The organism is Ornithinimicrobium cerasi (assembly GCF_003702705.1).
Classification (GTDB): domain Bacteria; phylum Actinomycetota; class Actinomycetes; order Actinomycetales; family Dermatophilaceae; genus Ornithinicoccus; species Ornithinicoccus cerasi.
This window is the reverse complement of record NZ_QZMN01000005.1, coordinates 126,838-145,166: the sequence shown is the minus strand read 5'-3', so window position 1 is coordinate 145,166 and position 18,329 is coordinate 126,838. Positions and strand designations below refer to the sequence as shown.

Genomic DNA, 18,329 nt, shown 5'->3' with positions numbered 1-18,329 from the left:
CGCCCGGCAGGTGCGGTCCCCGACCGGGAGGGGTCGTGAGGAGGAGCCCGGGCCGCCTGCTGTCGCAGGGCTGGTCCTGGCTGCTCGACTACGGCTACGTCGGCTTCTGGCAGGTGCACGGGGTGCTGTTCCGCACGGACCCCGACACCTACCTCGACCCCGCCCTCACCGGTCGCCCGGTGCTGCTGCTCCCCGGCGTCTACGAGCGCTGGCAGTTCCTGCGCCCGGTCGCCGACCTGCTCGCCGGCCGCGGCCACCCGGTCCACGTGCTTCCCGACCTGGGCTGGAACACCCGCACCGTGGCCGCGAGCGCCGAGGTCGTGGGCGACTACCTGCGGCGTGCCGACCTGCGCGACGTGCTCGTCGTGGCGCACAGCAAGGGCGGGCTGATCGGGAAGCAGACCATGCTGCACCACGACCCGGACGGCAGGATCGCGCGGATGATCGCGGTCGCGACTCCCTTCGCCGGCTCGGTCTACGCCCGCCTCTTCCTCCTGCCCACCGTCCGCGCGTTCTCGCCGCGCGACGCGACCCTGCGCCGGCTGGGCGAGCAGCTGGAGGTCAACGCCCGGATCACCTCGATCTGGGGCGCCTTCGACCCGCACATCCCCGGCGGCAGCCGTCTCGAGGGGGCGACCAACGTGCCGCTGCGGACCTCCGGGCACTTCCGCATCATCGGGCAGCGCGAGCTGCTGGACGCGGTGGCCACGGCCGCGCAGGAGCCGCCTACCAGAGCCGGGCGTGCCGGTTGACGTCCTTGTAGAGCAGGTAGCGGAACCGCCCCGGCCCGCCCGCGTAGCAGGCCTGCGGGCAGAACGCGCGCAGCCACATGAAGTCGCCGGCCTCGACCTCGACCCAGTCCTCGTTGAGCAGGTAGACCGCCTTGCCCTCGAGGACGTAGAGCCCGTGCTCCATCACGTGCGTCTCCGGGAACGGGATGGCCCCGCCCGGCTCGAAGGTCACGATGTTGACGTGCATGTCGTGCCGCACGTCAGCGGGGTCGACGAAGCGCTGGGTGCGCCAGGCGCCCTCCGTGCCGGGCATCTCCACCGCCTCCACATGCGACTCGTGGGTGACGAACGCCTCGGGCACCTCGATGCCGTCGACCGCCTCGTAGGCCTTGCGGACCCAGTGGAAGGTCGCCACCTCCGGCCCGCCGTTGCGCAGCGTCCACGCCGCACCCGGCGGCAGCCAGGCGTAGCCGCCGGCCACGAGCTCGTGCACCCGCCCGTCCAGCGTCAACGTCAGCGCACCCCCGACCACGAGGAGGACCGCCTCGGCACGGCGCTCCAGCTCGGGCCGGTCCGAGCCCCCGCCCGGGGCGACCTCGACGACATACTGCGAGAAGGTCTCCGCGAAACCGGTCATCGGCCGCGCCACCACCCAGAGGCGGGTGCCCTCCCAGTGCGGGAGCGCGCTGGTGACGATGTCGGTCATCGTGCCGCGGGGGAGGACGGCGTAGGCCTCGGTGAACCGCGCACGGTTGGTGGTGAGCTGGGTCTGCGGGGGCAGGCCGCCGGGCGGGGTCGCGTAGGAGCTCATGCGTGTCCTCTCTCCAGCAGGCGTCCGCGGGGAGGGTCCTCGCCGGTCACGGGTATGCCGCGCAGCCAGGTGCGGCGGACCGCGCCGGTGAGGCGTGCGCCGGCGTAGGCGCTGACGGGGTTGCGGTGGTGCAGGCGCTCGACGTCGACCTGCCACTCCTCCTCGGGCGCGAAGGCGACGAGGTCCGCGTCGGCACCGACCTCGAGCCGGCCCTTGGTGGCGAGGCCGACGAGGTCGGCGGGGCGGGTCGCCATCCACCGGACCACCTCGGGCAGGGGTATGCCGCGCCCGCGCGCCCGCGTCCACACCGCCGGCAGGCCCACCTGCAGCGAGGAGATCCCGCCCCAGGCGGTGCCGAAGTCACCGGTGCCGAGGTGCTTGAGGTCGGCCGTCGAGGGTGAGTGGTCGGAGACGACGAGGTCGACGTCGCCCGCGACCAGCGCGTCCCAGAGGCGGTCCTGGTTGCCGCGGTCGCGGATCGGCGGGCAGCACTTGAACTGCGTCCCGCCGGCGGGGACCTCCTCGGCGGTGAGCGTCAGGTAGTGCGGGCAGGTCTCGGCCGACAGGTGCAGGCCCTCCGCGCGGGCGGCGTGCAGGACCGGAACGGCGTCGGCGGCCGAGAGGTGCAGCACGTGCGCCCGCCCGCCGGTGCGGCGGGCCTGCGCGACGACGCGCTCGACGGCGAGGACCTCGGCGTCGGCGGGGCGCGAGGCGAGGAAGTCGGCATAGCCCGGTCCCGCGACGGCGGCCCGCGCGAGGGCGTCGGCGTCCTCCGCGTGCACGACCATGAGGGCGCCGAGGCCGGCCGTGAGGTCCATGGCGCGGGCGAACGTGGCTGCGTCGAGGTGGGGGAACTCCTCGACGCCGGAGTCGGCGAGGAAGCACTTGAACCCCAGCACCCCCGCCTCGTGCAGCGCCGCCAGGTCCTCGAGGTGGTCGGGGACGGCGCCGCCCCAGAAGCCGACGTCGACGTGGACCTGTCCGCGGGCGGCGTCCTGCTTGACCCGGAGGGCGTCGACGGTGACGGTCGGGGGCAGGCTGTTCAGGGGCATGTCGACGAGGGTGGTGACGCCGCCGGCGGCGGCGGCCCGGGTGGCCGAGGCGAAGCCCTCCCACTCGGTGCGGCCCGGCTCGTTGACGTGCACGTGGGTGTCCACGAGGCCCGGCAGCAGCACCTCGTCGTCGGCCAGCTCGACCACCTGCGCCGCGAGCTCGTCGGCGCCGTGACCGGTCCGGGGGCTGTCCGGGTCCCACTCCTCGACCCAGAGGATGCGGCCGTCGCCGACCCCGACGACCGCCGGCCGTTCGGCGTGCTCGCCCCCCACGACCGCCCGCCGGGCGCGGACGAGGAGGTCCAGGCCGCCGCTCACGGCACGTCCCGCTCGGGAGCGGTCGGGGCGCCAGGGTCGGGAGCGGGTGGGAGGGCCTCCATGGCCCCATCCTCGCGCACACCGGCGCCGTCCGGGCGAGCCCCGGCGCAGGTGTGCGGTCAGGTCCGGTTGCGCAGCGCGGGGGAGTGCGGTCACCTTCCCGGAAGCCTCATCACGCTGGAGGGTGATGGAGGTCCCCCGAGGGTGACGGCACCCCGGCGGGCCCCGACGGCAGGTGGTCGGCGGCGATCCGGCGACCGACCTCCACCAGCAGCGGGCCGGGGCGGGTGAAGGACTCGTCCGGGTCGGAGGCGAGGTCGGCGATCGCCCAGGCGCGCGAGATGCCGGCGCGCGCCAGCCGGTCCGCGTCGAGGAGGACGGTGCCGGCGACCGCGACGACGGGGATGCCCGCCCTCCGGGCCGCCGCCGCCACCCCCGCCGGGGCCTTGCCGTGCAGGGTCTGCTCGTCCAGCGACCCCTCGCCCGTGACGACCAGGTCGCACCCGGGGAGGGCGTCGTCGAACCCGGTGAGCTCCAGCACGACGTCCACCCCGGGCCGCAGGCGCGCGCCCAGCACGGCCAGCGCCGCGAACCCGACCCCGCCCGCCGCCCCGGCCCCCGGGGTGTCCCGCAGGTCCTGGCCGGTCCGCCGCGCCACGACGTCGGCCAGGTGCCCGAGGGCATGGTCGAGCAGCAGCACCTGGTCGGGGTCGGCGCCCTTCTGGGGGCCGTACACCGCGGCCGCCCCCGTCGGTCCGGTCAGGGGGTTGTCCACGTCGCAGGCGACCACCAGCCCGACGTCGCCGAGCCGGGGGTGCAGGCCGGACAGGTCGACGTCCGCCAGCAGCCGCAGGCCGGCGCCGCCCGGGGGGACCGGCCCTCCGCGCTCGTCCAGCAACCGGGCGCCGAGGGCGGTGAGCAGGCCGGCGCCACCGTCGGTGGAGGCGCTCCCGCCGATGCCGAGGACGATCTCGCCCGCGCCACGGTCGAGCGCGTGGGCGACCACCTCGCCGAGGCCGGCGCTCGTCGCCTCCAGGGGGGCCAGGTGCCCGCCGAGCCGGGCGAGGCCGCACACCTCCGCCATCTCCAGCACCGCCCGGGTGCCGTGCACGACATACCTCGTCGGGGCCGCCTCGCCGAGCGGTCCCGACGCCTCGAGCTCCACGGAGCGGTAGCCGACCGACGCGGCGGCGTCCAGCAGCCCGTCGCCACCGTCGGCGACCGGCACCGTCACCACCTCGACGTCCGGCCGGACCTCCAGCAGCCCGGTCCGCAGGTGGCCGGCGACCTCGGCGGCGGTGAGCGTGCCCTTGAACTTGTCCGGGGCGAGCAGGACGCAGGTCACCCCTCTCAGCTGCCCCGGTAGGTCGAGTAGCCGTAGGGGTTGAGCAGCAGCGGCACGTGGTAGTGCTCGGCCCCGCCCACCGTGAAGGCCACCGCGACGCTCGGGTAGAACCCCTCCTGCCCGGTCACCCGGTGGTAGTCGCCGGTCGCGAAGGTCAGCACGTAGGTCCCGGGCCCGAGGTCGGGGCCGACCGCCCCCACCCGCCCGTCGGCGTCGGTGACGCCGCCGCCGAGGCGGTCGCCCGCGGGGGTGGTCAGGGTCACCGCGACCCCGGCCGCCGGCCGACCGAGGGCGGTGTCGAGGACGTGGGTGGACAGCGTCGCCACGTCAGACCGCCTGCTCGAGCCGGAGCAGCGCGATCTGCCGGAGGGTGTCGGCCACCTCGGCACGCTCGGTGTCGTCGTCGTTGCCGAGCCTCCGCTCGAGCTCGGCGAGGATCTCCTCGGCGGACCGTCCCGCGGCACGGACGAGGAACACCCGGTCGAACCGCCGCTCGTAGGCCGCGTTGCCGGCGGCCAGGCGCGCGGCGGTGCCCGCGTCGTCGGCGTCGACCCCGGCCTGCTCCCGGGCGGAGGCCTCGACGTTGTGGCCCTCGCCCGGACGCTCGCCGATCCGGGGGTGCCCGGCCAGGGCGGCGTCGACCTCGGCGTCGGTCAGGCTGCGGGCGGCGAGGTCGGCGGTCGCCAGCAGCCCGCGGCGGTCGCCGTAGGGACGGCCCGCGAGGACCTCGGCCACCCAGCGGGGGACGTCGAGGCAGCCGCGCAGCAGCGCCGCCGCCTGCTCGTCGGGCAGCGTGTCGAGGAGGGGGGCGCCGGTCACGGCCGGGCCCTCACGCGAACGCCGGCACGGCGGTCCACGCCTCGCCCGGGTCGCCGGCGTCCTCCCGGGTCACGGTCGCCTCGATGAGCCCGTAGGGCCGGTCGGCGGCGTGGAAGACCTCCCCGTCGTTGGTCAGGCCGAACGGGCCCAGGTCGCAGAGGACGTGGTGCTTGTTGGGGGCGGAGAAGCGGATCTCGGCGATCTGCGGGTGCGTCCCCAGGACCGCGCGGCCCATCGCGTAGAGGGTCTCCTGCAGCGCGCGGCTGTAGGTCGTCGCGTAGGCCGCCAGGCACTGCTGCCGCACCGAGGCGTAGGCGGCGTCGAGGTCCACCCCGTCGGTGCCGCTCCACCTCCAGCGGGCGGTGAGGGAGGTGGCCATCACGCGGTCGTCGACCTCCTCCAGCGTCGTGTAACCGTCCCGGAGGTAGCCACGGAACTCCGACCCGGTGGTCTTGAGCACCAGGAGGTCCTGCAGGCCGGAGACGACCCAGACGAGCTGATCGGCGCCCCGCCCCTCGACCGTCACCACGCAGGTGCGGGTCTCGGTGCCGCGCCGGACGAAGCTGTGGTCGTGGCCCCCCGGCTGCCCGTCGACCTCCACCCGGTCCCAGACGTACTCGTGCACGCTGACCTGCGCGCCGGTCGCCCTCGGCGCGGCGACGAGGAAGCGCGTGGCCAGCGCCACGGCATACTCCTCCGGCGAGCTGACCCCCACCTCCTTGGCGTAGGCGAAGACGGTGTTCTTCTGGGTGTCGGTGGGGAGGATGTCCCGCTGGTCGCCGTCGGTGTGCGCGGCGGCGAAGTCCCCGCGCAGCGCGGTGGAGACGTTGAGGTCGCGGATCCGGTGGCGGGGGGTGTCGCGGTAGACGCGGACGACGCGGTTCTCGGCCTTGCCGTACTGGTTGGTCCCGAGCACGATGCCGTCGCCGTCGGTCATCCCCGGACCCTAGGTGGCACCGGGGGGAGCGTCAAGGACCACCCCGGCGGGGGCGGGCGAGCGCCTGGAGGTCGGCCGCGGTGATCCCCGCCGCGGCCTCCACCTCGGCGGGGAGCAGGGCGCCGCAGTCGAGCCCGCGGACGAGGAGGTCGGCGAGGGTGCGCGCCGTGGCCGGCTCGTCCAGGACCGTCCCCGGGGCCGACGCCGTGTCGAGGTAGTCGCGCAGGCGCCGGGCGGCCGCGGGCAGGTGCTCGCGGTAGAACGCGTAGGTCGCCGCGAACCGGCTCGGCAGCTGGGAGGGGTGCAGGTCCCAGCCCTGGTAGTAGCCGCGCTCGAGGGCCCGGCGGACCAGCCGCAGGTGCAGCGCCCAGCCGTCGCGGACCTGCTCGGGCGTGCCGACCGGCAGCACGTTGGTCGAGCCGTCCGAGAGCCGCACCCCGGTGCCCGCGGCGGCCGCCTGCATGACCAGCTTGGCGTGGTCGGCCACCGGGTGGTCCAGGGACTGCGAGGACGCGGGTATGCCGCAGAACGCCGAGTAGTCGTAGGTGCCGTAGTGCAGCCCGCTGACCCGGCCGGCGCCCGCGTGGATCATCCGGGCCACGGGCGCGGTGCCGTCCGGCCCGAGGACCGACTGCGGCGTCTCGACCTGGATCTCGAAGCGCAGCGCCCGGTGCGGCAGGCCGAGGGCGGCCTCCAGCCGGTCGCAGGCCAGCACCATCGCCTCGACCTGGGCCACGCTGGTCACCTTGGGCAGGGTGACGACCACCCCGTCGAGCGAGCCCCCGGCCGCGACCAGCCCCTGCACGAACCGGGTCAGCGTGCGCACCCCCCGGGTCCGGGTCGGCCCCTCGAACGAGCGGACGCGGATCCCGGCGAAGGGGGGCGCGGTCCCGTCCTGCCGAGTGGCGGCGAGCGCGGCCGCCGCGGCGTCGACGTCGGTGTCCTCCTCCTCGTCGGGCCGTCGCCCGTAGCCGTCCTCGAGGTCGATCCGCAGGTCCTCGACCGGCTCCCGCGCCAGCTTGGCGCGGACGAGGGGGAGCACCTCCTCGGCGCGGTCGCCGACGAGCTCCGCGAGCAGGCCCTCGTTCTCGTCGAGCGCGCGTCCCGCCTGCTCGCCCCACCGGGCCACGAGGTCCGCGCCGTACCGGTCGGCGGGCACGTAGACCGTGTGGACCGGCTGGCGCGCGGCCGTGTCGCCGGGGAAGCGCGCGACGAGCGCCTCGTCGTCAGCGCGGAGCAGGTCGTCGAGCTCCGCGGCGAGCACGTCGGAGAGGTCGGCCTGCGCGTCGGGGGGGTCCTGGCGGTCCGGCTGGTGGTGCGCGGTCATCGTGCCTCCTCGGCGGTTGCTGCCGTCCGGCCGGGACGGCTGCTCCTGCCCAGTCTGCTGGACGGCTGCCCGGCTCGAGCCAGACGGTTCTCGTCGTGACGCCGAACGGGCACGATCGCCGGAACCGGGGTCGGAGGGCGGGCTCGACCCCCGATGTGCCCGTCCGGCGTCACGCACCGGAACCGGGCCAGCGGGTCACGCACCCAGCTCGGTGCCCGCGGCGACCAGCTCGTCGGTCCAGGCACCCAGCAGCCGGTGCGCGAGCGGGACGTCGGTCACCCCGTGCCACCCCAGCCCGACCGCCTCGTCGACCGGGTCCTCCCACCCCGGCTCCAGCGCTCCGACGACCTGCGTGATGACCACCGGGTCGCTCGTCCAGCCGCCCCACCGCGGCATTCCCCAGGTGAAGGCGAGGCGGGTGAGCCGGCGTCCGACCGCCCGGCAGTAGGCCCGCTCCCCGCCGGCCGTCGGTCCCTCCTCGCGCAGCCGGGCCAGGACCGCGCGCCAGTCCCCCTGGACACCGCGGGCCAGGTCGACGTCCGGGCGGTGGGGGGGCACGTCCGCGCCGGCGTCGGGGCCCCCCACCGGCGTGCACAGCACCCGCAGGTGGAAGCCGTGGTCGAACCGGTTGCCCGGGTCCAGCATCACCGCGCGGTCGTCGAGCAGGACGCCCACGCCGTCGACCACCGGGTATGCCGCCGCCAGCTCGGTCTCGACCTGTCGCCGCACCTCCTGGTCGGCCGGGGTCACCGGCCGGCTCAGGACCACCTGGCCGTCGAGGTCGGAGCTGCCCACCCGGGCCGTGCCCCGAGGGAGGCTGCCGTAGAGGTAGACGCTGTGCACGTCGGCGAAGGCGGAGGTGACGAGCTCGACATACCTGCTGACGAGGGGGAGGAAAGGGGCCGGGACGCGGGCGCGGTCGCCCTCGCGCACGACGAAGCCCTGGGCGTCGATGCCCTGCGGGGGCGGGAGGGGTGGCACCCGCCCAGGGTGCCACGGGCCTCAGGACCGGGGACCGCTGTAGACCCCGCGCAGCCGGAACCGCATCCCCGGCTCCGCCAGCTCCTCGAGCGCGTGCGCCGTCCAGCCGGCGGTGCGGGCGCAGGCGAAGACCGCGGTCCCGGCCCAGCGGGGCAGCCCGTGGACGTGGGCGAGCAGCGCCAGGCCGACGTCGACGTTGAGCACCCAGCCCCGCCGCTCCAGCAGCTCGGACCCGATCCGCCGCAGCGCCGCCAGCTCGCCCGGGGGCAGGTGCGGCCCGAGCAGGTCGAGCAGGACCTGCGCGCGAGGGTCCTGCTCGGTGTAGACGACGTGCCCGAAGCCGGGCGGGCGGCCGCGGGTGAGCGCCGCGTCGAGGGCGTCCTGCGGGGCGGCAAGGGCCGAGCGGAGCCAGTCGAGCGCCAGCGACGACGCGGTCATGTGCAGCGGGCTGTCGGCCGCGGCGAGGCCGGCGAGGAGCGCGCCGTAGGGGTCGGCCCCCGAGGACACCGCGACCCGGACCGCCGTCGTGGACACGGCGAGGTCGTGGTCGGCCAGGAGCACCAGCGCGGCGTCGAGGGTCGGGGGCGGGCACGGCGCGAGGGGTATGGCGAGCGCCTCGCCGAGGGTGGGCGCCGGCCGCGCCCCGGGGAGGGAGAGCGCCATGAGGGAGACGGCGCGGGCGCCGGCCCGGGCGAACGCCGCGGGCGTCCGGTCCCGCCGCCCCACGTCGGTCGCCCCGGCGACCAGCACCGCGTGCTTGAAGCGGTCCATCGGCGTGGCCCCCTCCGGGAGGGCCCCGAGCACCCGGGCGAGGGCGGCACGGTCCGGGCCCGACGGCAGACCTCCCGCAGGGTCGTCCTGCTCCTGCGGCAGGCCCGTGAGCAGGGCGCGGACCGCCTCGAAGGGCACCCGTCCGGCCAGGTCGCGGACGTCTCGGCCGCGGTAGGAGAGGCGTCCGGGGCGGACCTCGGTCACCGCGGTGCGCACGTCCTCGCTGGTGCCGGGCCTCCGTCGACGGCCGGAGCGGCCGCCACCCACCAGGCCCTTGACGTCGGCCAGCGCGAAGAGGCTGCCCACCGCCGGGTCGCGGCGACGGGGCGTGAGGACGCCGCGGCTGACGTAGGCGTAGACGGTCTGCACCTTGACGCCGAGGTAGTCCGCGACCTGGGCGGTCGTCAGCTCCCCCGGGCCGTCCCCACCCGGCTTCATGTTGACAGGATCAACGTTGACATGGGGATCAACTCTAGGTCACGCTCGCCGGTATGACCACCGAGCGGAGCACCGAGCAGATCCTCGCGCCTGCGGGGCTGAAGAACGTCGTCGTCGCCGACACCACCACGGGGGACGTCCGCGGCGAGGAGGGGTTCTACCACTTCCGGCAGTACTCGGCCGTGGAGCTGGCGCGGACCCGCTCGTTCGAGGACGTCTGCCACCTCATGCTCGAGGGAACGCTGCCGACACCCGAGGAGTCCGCCGCCCTGCAGGCCCGCCTCGCGGACGCCTCACGGATGCCGCACGGGCTCCTGGAGGTGCTCCTCGACGTCGCCCGCTCGGGTCCGGACCGCGCCTCGCTCGCGCGGTTGCGGACGGCGGTCTCGCACCTCGGCGCGGTCGAGGGCTTCGGGCCGACGTACGGCGCGCCCGCCGAGCAGGTGCGCGCCGACGTGCTGCGACTGGTCGCCGTGGTGCCGGTGGTCCAGGCGGCGATCCACCGCCTCCGGGCGGGGCTGGAGCCGCTCCCCTCTCGCCCCGAGCTGGGGGCCGCGGGCAGCTGGCTGTGGATGCTCCGCGGGGAGGAGCCGACGGAGGAGCACCGGCGCGCGGTGACGGCCTACCTGACCTCCACCGTGGACCACGGCTTCAGCGCCTCGACCTTCGCGGCGCGGGTGGTGACCTCGGCCGGCTCGGACGTCGCGTCGGCGGTCTGCGCGGCGATCGGCACCTTCGCCGGGCCGCTGCACGGGGGCGCGCCCGACCGGGCGCTGGACGCGCTCGACGAGATCGGCTCGCCCGACCGGGCGCGGGAGTGGGTGCGCGAGCGGGTCGGCGCGGGCGGGCGGATCATGGGCTTCGGGCACGCGGTCTACCGCACCACCGACCCGCGCGCCGCCCTGCTGCGCGAGATCGCCCTGGAGATGGGCGGGCCGCTCGTGGACCTCGCGGTCCGCGTGGAGGAGGAGGTCGTCGCCGCGCTCGCCGAGCTCAAGCCCGGGCGCGAGCTGCACGTCAACGTGGAGTACTACGCGGGCGTGGTCATGGAGCTGTGCGGTATCCCCCGCGAGATGTTCACGCCGACCTTCGCCACGGCGCGGGTGGTCGGCTGGGGCGCCCACATCATCGAGCAGTCCGGCAGCAGCAAGATCTTCCGCCCGGCGGCCCGCTACGTCGGGCCGCCTGCGCCCGCGCCGCTGCCGACCTGAGACTGAGACCTCCCGGCCGACCCGGCACGCCACCCCGCGTCCTGCGCTGCGGACCGCAGGACGCCGGGCTACCCTCGGCTCACCTGCGCGCTGACGACACACCGGCGCGGAGCACGCGAGGAGGGACCGGGATGGGACGGCAGCTGGAGCACGAGGCGGGGTCGCAGTGGGCGCGGCGGGCGACCGGCTGCGACCAGGAGGAGCGGACGGCACTGCTGGAGCAGGACGACGGCACGTTCGCCGCGTCGACGACCGGCAGCGTGCCGGGCGGCCCGCTGGACGCGCTGGCCGCGGTCGCCTCGGTGCTGAGCTCCCGGTTCGGCGAGGCGTCCGCCCAGAACCTGGTCGGGACGGTGCCGGAGGTCCTCTGGAGGTTGCCGGACGGGACGAGGCTCTCCGCCGCGGCGGGCGACGAGGCCCGCGGCGGCACCCCGGTCACGCTCAGCAGGGAGAAGCTGCCCTCGCCGGAGGACGTCGCCGCCGCCCGGGCCGAGCTCGCCGCCCTGCTCGACGCCGCCCGCCCCCGCTGACCCCGAGCGCACCCCGGTCAGCGCCGGTCGATCGCCTCCCGGACACGGATCTCCTCCTCGTCGGTGAGGCCGCACCCGCGCGGGGTGGTGCGCGCCTCCTCCTCGGCCAGCGCCCTGGCCAGGGTCTCCTCGAGCGGACGTGTGCGCAGGCCCTCGCGCCGCGCCGCCGAGGTGTCCAGCGTCGCGAACCACCGCATGGCCGGGTCGTCGACCCACAGCGGCAGCGAGGTGGGGCCCATCCACGGGTTGACGCCCTCGGCCGCGACGACGTCCTCGGGCACCGGGCGCGCGACCGCGTCGCTGCCCGCCACCCGGCGGGCCAGGTCGAGGAGGTCGCCGAGCTGGGTGGTGGGCCCGGTCGCGTTGAACGTCCCGTCCAGCCCGCGCTCGGCCGCCTCCACCAGCCAGGTGGCCAGGTCGTCGACGTCGATGACGGCCGTCGGCATCGACAGGTCGGGCGGGACCAGCACGTCGGTGCCGGTGGGGTGGGCGAACCGCCAGGGGTAGTAGCCGAGGCGCCCGCTCACGTCCCCCGGCCCGCCGATCAGCCCCGCCCGCACCACCGTGGCGGTGCCCCCCGCGGCGCGGACCGCCTCCTCGCACGCGACCTTGGCCGCGCCGTAGTCCTCCATCCCCGCCATCGCGTCAGCCTCCAGCGCCGGCACCGTGGCGGAGCCCTCCGGCTGCTCGGGCAGGTCGAAGCGCGCGTAGACGTTGGCCGTGGAGACCTGCACCCGGTGGGGGGTGCGCAGGTCGCGCACGGCCCGGCGGACGTGGCCGGGCTGGGTGGCCATGTCGACCACGGCGTCCCAGGAGCGGTCGGCCACCGCGGCCAGCGCGTCGTCGACGTCCCGGTCCGCGACCACCAGCCGGACGCCGTCGGGCACCGGGCCGTTGCCGCGGGCGAGGCAGACGACGTCGTGGCCGCGGTCACGGGCGGCCGCCGCCGTCGCACGGCCGAGGAAGCGGGTGCCGCCGAGGAGAAGGATCTGCATGGCGCCAGCCTGCACCACGGGTGCGGGGTGGGCACGGCGGAGGGGCTGGCGGTGGCCTCCCCTGCCGGGGCCTACCCGGCCGCGACCCCCGTCGCCGTGAGCTCCAGCAGGGCGGGGACGCCGACCGGCTCCCGCGCGAGGGCCGGCACGACGGCCAGCCGGGCGGCGGCCCCGGCGACGGTCGCCAGGGGGAGCGCCTCGGCCCGGGCCCGGGCGGCGAGCAGCGGGTCGCCCGGTCGGGCGGCGGCCAGGCTCTGGTTGACCACCCAGGCCCACGGCTCGATGCCGGCCCGCTGCAGGTCGTCGCGCAGCTCGAGGGCCTCGAGGACCGGCGTGGTCTCGGCGAGCGTCACCAGCAGCACCCGGGTCCCCTCCGGGTCCTGCAGGCGCATCAGCGGCGTGGTGAACCGGGCCCCCTCCCCCAGCTGGCGGGTCATCTGCCGGTGGAAGGAGCCGGTCGCGTCCATGAGCAGCAGGGTGTGACCCGTCGGCGCGGTGTCCACGACCACCCACTGCCGGCGCGCCTGGGACACGGCGTGGCTGAACTCCTGGAACACCGCGATCTCGGCGAGGCACGGGGAGCGCAGGTCCTCCTCCAGCGCAGCCAGGCCGTCGGGGTCGAGCTCCCTCGCGCGGACGCGCAGGATCCGTTCCCGGTATGCCGCGAGCGCCGCCTCGGGGTCGATCCGGCTCACCGTCAGCCCGGGGAGCTCGCCCTCGAGCGTGGCCGCGAGGTGGGCGGCCGGGTCGGTCGTCGTGAGGTGGACCGCGTGCCCGCGCCGGGCGAGCTCGACGGCGACGGCCGCGGCGACCGTCGTCTTGCCGACCCCGCCCTTGCCCATGCACAGCACCAGGCCGTGGTCCCCCGAGGCGTCCAACTCCTCGACGAGGGCGCCGAGGGGGGCGACGGGCGCCGGGGTCGGGCCGGGGTCGGGGACCGCGACGGAACCCTCCGCGAGCAGGGCGCGCAGCGCCGCCACCCCGACGGCGTCGACCGGCCGCAGCGGGACGACGGTGCGCGGCAGCGCGGCGAGCGCGCGCGGCATACCGGAGACCGCCTCCTCCTCCCGCCGCCGGACCGCGGCGGCGAGCGGGTCGTCGCTGCCGGTGTCGGGCAGGACGGCGTTGAGGACCAGGTGCGGCCGCGTCATCCCCAGCTCACCGAGCTCGACGGCCGTGCGGGCCACCTCGGCGAGGGCGGATCGCTGCGCGCGGGACACGAGGACCAGCCGGGTGCGGGACGGGTCGGCGAGCGCGTCGACGGCCGCCGCGTAGACGGCGCGCTGCTCGTCGAGGCCGGACATCGGGCCCAGGCAGGACGTGTCACCCCGGCCGCGGGCGAGGAACTGGGTCCACTCCCCCGGCAGCTGGAGCCGCCGGACGGTGTGCCCGGTCGGCGCCGTGTCGAAGACCACGTGGTCGTAGGCCGCGCTCGACGGGCCCCCGGCGAGGAGGTGCGCGAACTCGGTGAACGCCGCCACCTCGGTGGTGCACGAGCCGGACAGCTGCTCGGTCAGCGCGGCGACCTCATCCTCGGGCAGGAACCCCCGGGCGGGGGCGACGACCCGCTCGCGGTAGGCGTCCGCCGCCTGCTGCGGGTCGATCTCCAGGGCGTCCAGCCCCGGGACGCCGGGGACGGGAGTGACCCGGTCGCCGACCGTCACCCCGAACACCTGGCCGACGTTGGAGGCGGGGTCGGTGCTGGTCAGCAGCACCGTCCGGCCCTGCTCGGCGAGCCGCAGCGCGGCGGCGCAGGCGAGCGAGGTCTTGCCGACGCCGCCCTTGCCGGTGAGGAAGAGGAAGCGCGGGGTGTCGACCAGGAAGGTGGGGGCTGAGGGGACCATGTCGCTCGGCTCCTCCCGGCGCTCATGCATCGACAGTTCTGAATATACTCGTGCCATGGAACCAGCGAGGAGCCGGGGCACCACGACGGCTGGGGTGCCCGGCGTCGGGTCCTCCCGCCCGCCCGTGCACCTGTCCACCACCGACCGCTACCTCCCGCTGTGGATCGGCGTGGCGATGGTGGCCGGGCTCCTTCTGGGCAGGCTGGTGCCCGGGCTGGGCGCGGCGCTCGGCGCGGTCGAGATCGACGGGGTCTCGCTCCCGATCGCGCTCGGCCTGCTGGTGATGATGTACCCCGTCCTGGCCAAGGTCCGCTACGACCGGTTGGACACCGTGGTCGCCGACCGGCGGATGCTGGTCAGCTCGCTGGTCCTGAACTGGGTCGTCGGTCCGGCGCTGATGTTCGCGCTGGCGTGGATCTTCCTCGCCGACCTGCCGGAGTACCGCACCGGGCTGATCATCGTGGGCCTGGCCCGCTGCATCGCGATGGTCATCATCTGGAACGACCTCGCCTGCGGCGACCGGGAGGCGGCCGCGGTGCTCGTCGCCCTCAACTCGATCTTCCAGGTCGTCGCGTTCGCCGGCCTCGGGTGGTTCTACCTCTCGGTGCTGCCCGGCTGGCTCGGCCTGGACCAGGCCGCGCTCGACGTGAGCCCGTGGCAGATCGCACGGTCGGTGCTCATCTTCCTCGGCATCCCGCTGGTGGCCGGCTGGCTCTCCCGCGTCTGGGGCGAGCGGGCCAGGGGTCGGGACTGGTACGAGGGGACCTTCCTGCCGCGCGTGGGGCCGTGGGCGCTCTACGGCCTGCTCTTCACGATCGTGCTGCTCTTCGCGCTCCAGGGCGAGCAGATCACCTCGCGCCCGCTGGACGTCGCCCGGATCGCCCTGCCGTTGCTCGTCTACTTCGCGCTCATGTGGGGCGCGGGCTACCTGCTCGGCAGGGGTCTGGGTATGTCGTACGAGCGCACCACCACGCTCGCGTTCACCGCGGCCGGCAACAACTTCGAGCTCGCCATCGCGGTCGCCATCGCGACCTTCGGGGTGACGTCAGGCCAGGCGCTCGCCGGCGTGGTCGGACCCCTCATCGAGGTGCCGGTTCTCGTCGGGCTCGTCTACGTCTCCCTCGCCCTGCGCGACCGCTTCCCGCACGCCCGCGCCTGACCTGCCCCACGCCATACCCCGACCTCACCCGCCGACCCGAGAGGCACGCCCGGGTCACGGCCCTGCTCGAGTCCCTCGGCGTCCCGGTCGCGCCTGCCTGAGGTCTAGCAGCAGCGGGTCTCCGCCCCGGCCGGAGGCAGGCCGAGGAAGGACCGCGCCCGCTCGAGCGCGTCGGGGCGCACGGTGTAGTGGACCCAGCGCCCCCGCTTCTCCCGGTCGACGAGGCCCGCGTCGTGCAGCTTGCGCATGTGGAAGGACAGCGTGGGCTGGGTGATGCCCAGGGCGCCCGGGAGGTGGCAGGCGCAGGCGGTGCCGGAGTCGGACCCCGCGAGGTACTGCAGCAGCCGCACCCGCGTCGGGTCGGCCAGCGCGCGGAACACGACCGCCAGCTCCTCGGCCTGCTGCCGCGGCAGCAGCTCGCAGTCGGTGCCCGGGCAGCAGACGTCCTCGGCCGCGGGGACGGGGTGCGCTGCGAGGTCGGTCATACCTCGAGGCTACGCCTCGCATAGACGGTCGTCCATGCGTGCCGACCGGGAGTGACCTGCGTCATCGACCCGTCACCGGCAGGGAGGCGCGGACGATCGCCGCCTGCGCGTGCCGGTGCACCCGGTGGGTCGGCACGACCTCGACGTCGGTGAAGCCCGCGGACGCCAGCGCGGTGCGGAACTCCGCCTCGGTGAGGGCGCCGGCGATGCACCCGGTCCACTGGGCCATGTCGGCGCGTGTCCGCTCGTCCATGCCCTCGTCGGCGACGACGTCGGAGACGGCGAACCGGCCGCCGGGTCGCAGGACCCGCGCAGCCTCGGCCAGCACCACGGTCTTGTCGGCGGCGAGGTTGATGACGCAGTTGGAGATGACGACGTCCACGCTGTCGTCCGGCAGCGGGACCTCCTCCAGGTAGCCCTGCAGGAACTCGACGTTGTCGACGCCGGCGGCCGCGGCGTTGCGGCGCGCCAGCTCGACCATCTCGGTCGTCATGTCCAGACCGATGGCGCGGCCACCCGGCGCGACCCGGCGGGCGGAGAGGAGGACGTCGCCGCCGGCCCCCGAACCCAGGTCGAGGACGACCTCGCCGGGGTGCAGGTCGGCGACCGCGGTGGGCACGCCGCAGCCGAGGGAGAGCTCGATGGCCTCCTCGACCCCCTCCCCGGTGACGTCGTCCCCGGCGTAGAGCTCGCGGCCGAAGACGGCGTGGCCCTCGGCGTCCTGGGTGAGCTCGACGAGGGTGGGGCCGCCGGACGGACCGCAGCACGAGGAGCCCTGCGTCCCTGAGGTGGCGGCCTGGGCCGCGGCGGCGTAGCGCTCGCGGACGGTCTCGCGGATGTCGGTCATGGTCGCTCCTGGGTGGTGGTGGTGGTCCGGGCGGGGAGGCCCGGGGTGGGGAGGTCGGCGAGGCTCGGCGAGCAGCAGATGCCGGACGCGCCGGCCATGATCTGGTCGGCCGCGGCCGGGAGTGCCCTCAGGCAGGCCGGGTCGACGACGTAGAAGGTGCTCGTGCCGCGACGCTCGGCGACCACGAAGCAGGTGCGGGTCAGGGCGGCGAGGTGGTGGCTCACGGTCGACTGCGACAGCGGGAACGCGTCCACGACCGCTCGCACCGGGACCGGTGCGGGCTGGCGGGCCAGCCAGGCCAGCACCTGCAGGCGGGTGGGGTCCGCGAGGGTCCGGAACCAGTCGGCGTACTCCTCGGCGGCGGCGCGGGGCAGGATGTCATTCATCGATAATCGACGATAGTCGATCAAGAGCCCGGGCGCAAGGGTCCCTGCATCGACGGTCAGCGGCGCAGCGGTCGGCCCACCGTCTCCCGCAGACCGTCCATGGCGTCCCAGTCGTTGATCTGCAGGGCGGCCACGACGGTGCCCTCGGTGACGTAGCGGGCGGTGAGGACCCGGCCCGGGACGTCCCCCTCGACGACGACGTCGTCGTAGCCCTCCCGGCCGACGAAGCCGACGTACTCCATGCCGAGGTCGTACTGGTCGGTGTAGAAGTACGGCAGCCGGGTGTAGGGAGCGGGGTCGCCGAGCATGGCCCGGGCGGCGTGGCGGCCCTGCTCCTGGGCCGCGTCCCAGTGGTCGACCCGGACCCGCCGGCGGAGGACGGGGTGTTCGTGGCAGGCGAGGTCCCCGGCCGCCCAGACGTGCGGGTCACCGGTGCGCAGGGTGGCGTCGACCAGCACGCCGTCGTCGGTCGCCAGGCCGGCGGCCTCAGCCAGCCGCGTCCGTGGCCGGACCCCGACACCGACCACGACGGCGTCGACGTCGACGCTGCTGCCGTCGCTGAGCCGGGCGGCGGCGCGACCGGCGGCACCAGCGGTGAGCTCCTCCAGCGTCGCGCCGAGACGCAGGTCGACCCCGTGCTCACGGTGCACCGCCGCGAACAGCTGCCCCATCTCGGGACCGAGCACCCGGCCCAGCGGCTGGGCCCCCCGGTGCACGAGGGTGACCTCCATACCGCTCTCACGGGCTGCGGCCGCGACCTCCAGACCGATCCACCCACCGCCGACGACCAGCAGCCGACGACCGTCCGCCCCGCCCGACCACAGCGACCGGATCGCCATGGCGTCCTCGACCGTGCGCAGGTGGGTCACCGGCACCGGCAGCGACCCGGACGCTCGCCCGGCCTCGGCGACCGCCAGGCGCACGGGCTCGCACCCGGTCGCCAGCAGCAACCGGTCGTAGGCGAGCCTGCTCCCGTCGACGAGCTCGACCACCCCTCGGGCGAGGTCCACCCCGACCGCCTCGGTGGCGACGCGCAGGTCGACCTGAGCCTCGGCATACCAGGCGTCGTCGAAGAGGGTGGCGGACGCGACCTCGGCCCGGCCGAGCAGGACGTCCTTGGACAGAGGCGGACGCTCGTAGGGGCTGTGGGGTTCGGCCCCGAGGAGGGTCACCTCGCCCGTGTGCCCGGCCGCGCGCAGCTCCTCGACCGCCCGGCCACCGGCGAGACCGGCTCCGACCACCACGACGTGCATGCCGACCTCCTCGACGACCGCCCCACCTGCAGCCATTCGACACCCGCACGCCGGACCCGCGCAAGGTGTCGGTCGTGCGTGGCAGGGTG

At 75.7% G+C, this 18,329-nt stretch carries 19 protein-coding genes; 4 read left to right on the top strand and 15 right to left on the bottom strand.

What is annotated here, in order from left to right; all coding sequences use genetic code 11:
* Positions 1 to 35 precede the first annotated feature (35 nt).
* On the top strand, positions 36 to 752 hold the full coding sequence (locus D4B81_RS07380) for an esterase/lipase family protein (protein ID WP_237565876.1): 717 nt from the start codon (positions 36 to 38) through the stop codon (positions 750 to 752).
* Here D4B81_RS07380 and D4B81_RS07375 read toward each other — a convergent pair.
* The 9 genes from D4B81_RS07375 to D4B81_RS07335 form a co-directional block, all read right to left on the bottom strand.
* Complete coding sequence (locus D4B81_RS07375) at positions 727 to 1,542, bottom strand: bifunctional allantoicase/(S)-ureidoglycine aminohydrolase (protein WP_122261778.1); 816 nt, start codon at positions 1,540 to 1,542, stop codon at positions 727 to 729. The two genes, D4B81_RS07380 and D4B81_RS07375, sit on opposite strands and share 26 nt — an antisense overlap.
* Positions 1,539 to 2,912: an allantoinase AllB gene (gene allB, locus D4B81_RS07370; RefSeq protein ID WP_202613613.1), complete on the bottom strand. Its 1,374-nt coding sequence runs from the start codon at positions 2,910 to 2,912 to the stop codon at positions 1,539 to 1,541. The genes D4B81_RS07375 and allB overlap by 4 nt, the downstream gene beginning before the upstream one ends.
* A 172-nt stretch (positions 2,913 to 3,084) precedes the next feature.
* Entirely contained in the window at positions 3,085 to 4,257 is a 1,173-nt protein-coding gene (locus D4B81_RS07365; protein ID WP_122261777.1) for a glycerate kinase, read from the bottom strand.
* Positions 4,258 to 4,262: 5 nt separating this feature from the next.
* Positions 4,263 to 4,583: a hydroxyisourate hydrolase gene (gene uraH / locus D4B81_RS07360; RefSeq protein WP_122261776.1), complete on the bottom strand. Its 321-nt coding sequence runs from the start codon at positions 4,581 to 4,583 to the stop codon at positions 4,263 to 4,265.
* A gap of 1 nt (position 4,584) precedes the next feature.
* Positions 4,585 to 5,076: a 2-oxo-4-hydroxy-4-carboxy-5-ureidoimidazoline decarboxylase gene (uraD, locus tag D4B81_RS07355; protein ID WP_122261775.1), complete on the bottom strand. Its 492-nt coding sequence runs from the start codon at positions 5,074 to 5,076 to the stop codon at positions 4,585 to 4,587.
* A gap of 10 nt (positions 5,077 to 5,086) precedes the next feature.
* A complete protein-coding gene (gene pucL, locus D4B81_RS07350; RefSeq protein ID WP_122261774.1) occupies positions 5,087 to 6,013 on the bottom strand; it encodes a factor-independent urate hydroxylase in 927 nt (308 codons plus the stop codon).
* A 31-nt stretch (positions 6,014 to 6,044) separates the two neighbouring features.
* Positions 6,045 to 7,340, bottom strand: coding sequence for a DUF6986 family protein (locus tag D4B81_RS07345; RefSeq protein WP_122261773.1), 1,296 nt, complete (start codon positions 7,338 to 7,340; stop codon positions 6,045 to 6,047).
* Positions 7,341 to 7,535: 195 nt separating this feature from the next.
* On the bottom strand, positions 7,536 to 8,321 hold the full coding sequence (locus D4B81_RS07340) for a nucleotidyltransferase domain-containing protein (protein ID WP_122261772.1): 786 nt from the start codon (positions 8,319 to 8,321) through the stop codon (positions 7,536 to 7,538).
* 21 nt (positions 8,322 to 8,342) lie between these two features.
* Positions 8,343 to 9,530: a citrate/2-methylcitrate synthase gene (locus D4B81_RS07335; protein WP_122261905.1), complete on the bottom strand. Its 1,188-nt coding sequence runs from the start codon at positions 9,528 to 9,530 to the stop codon at positions 8,343 to 8,345.
* A 53-nt stretch (positions 9,531 to 9,583) separates the two neighbouring features.
* On the opposite strand from D4B81_RS07335, the gene D4B81_RS07330 reads away from it, so the two are divergent.
* A complete protein-coding gene (locus D4B81_RS07330; RefSeq protein ID WP_122261771.1) occupies positions 9,584 to 10,741 on the top strand; it encodes a citrate/2-methylcitrate synthase in 1,158 nt (385 codons plus the stop codon).
* A 131-nt stretch (positions 10,742 to 10,872) separates the two neighbouring features.
* Positions 10,873 to 11,271 carry a hypothetical protein gene (locus D4B81_RS07325; protein WP_122261770.1) on the top strand — a complete coding sequence of 133 codons (399 nt, stop codon included), beginning with the start codon at positions 10,873 to 10,875 and terminating at the stop codon, positions 11,269 to 11,271.
* Between the two features lie 17 nt (positions 11,272 to 11,288).
* Here the strand turns inward: D4B81_RS07325 and D4B81_RS07320 are convergent, their stop codons facing one another.
* Positions 11,289 to 12,266 carry an NAD-dependent epimerase/dehydratase family protein gene (locus tag D4B81_RS07320; protein WP_122261769.1) on the bottom strand — a complete coding sequence of 326 codons (978 nt, stop codon included), beginning with the start codon at positions 12,264 to 12,266 and terminating at the stop codon, positions 11,289 to 11,291.
* Positions 12,267 to 12,337: 71 nt separating this feature from the next.
* Positions 12,338 to 14,140, bottom strand: a complete 1,803-nt coding sequence (arsA, locus tag D4B81_RS07315; protein ID WP_272914062.1) for an arsenical pump-driving ATPase — start codon at positions 14,138 to 14,140, stop codon at positions 12,338 to 12,340.
* Positions 14,141 to 14,285: 145 nt separating this feature from the next.
* Between arsA and arsB the strand changes: the two genes are divergently transcribed.
* Positions 14,286 to 15,269, top strand: a complete 984-nt coding sequence (gene arsB, locus D4B81_RS07310) for an ACR3 family arsenite efflux transporter (protein ID WP_237565891.1) — start codon at positions 14,286 to 14,288, stop codon at positions 15,267 to 15,269.
* A gap of 104 nt (positions 15,270 to 15,373) precedes the next feature.
* Here arsB and D4B81_RS07305 read toward each other — a convergent pair whose 3' ends face one another.
* The 4 genes from D4B81_RS07305 to D4B81_RS07290 all read right to left on the bottom strand — a co-directional run bounded on the left by D4B81_RS07305 (position 15,374) and on the right by D4B81_RS07290 (position 18,276).
* Complete coding sequence (locus tag D4B81_RS07305; protein WP_122261766.1) at positions 15,374 to 15,754, bottom strand: ArsR/SmtB family transcription factor; 381 nt, start codon at positions 15,752 to 15,754, stop codon at positions 15,374 to 15,376.
* Positions 15,755 to 15,815: 61 nt separating this feature from the next.
* On the bottom strand, positions 15,816 to 16,601 hold the full coding sequence (arsM, locus tag D4B81_RS07300; RefSeq protein WP_122261765.1) for an arsenite methyltransferase: 786 nt from the start codon (positions 16,599 to 16,601) through the stop codon (positions 15,816 to 15,818).
* Positions 16,598 to 16,987, bottom strand: coding sequence for an ArsR/SmtB family transcription factor (locus tag D4B81_RS07295; RefSeq protein WP_202613612.1), 390 nt, complete (start codon positions 16,985 to 16,987; stop codon positions 16,598 to 16,600). The genes arsM and D4B81_RS07295 overlap by 4 nt, the downstream gene beginning before the upstream one ends.
* A gap of 56 nt (positions 16,988 to 17,043) precedes the next feature.
* Positions 17,044 to 18,276 carry an NAD(P)/FAD-dependent oxidoreductase gene (locus D4B81_RS07290; RefSeq protein ID WP_237565875.1) on the bottom strand — a complete coding sequence of 411 codons (1,233 nt, stop codon included), beginning with the start codon at positions 18,274 to 18,276 and terminating at the stop codon, positions 17,044 to 17,046.
* Between the last annotated feature and the right edge of the window lie 53 nt (positions 18,277 to 18,329).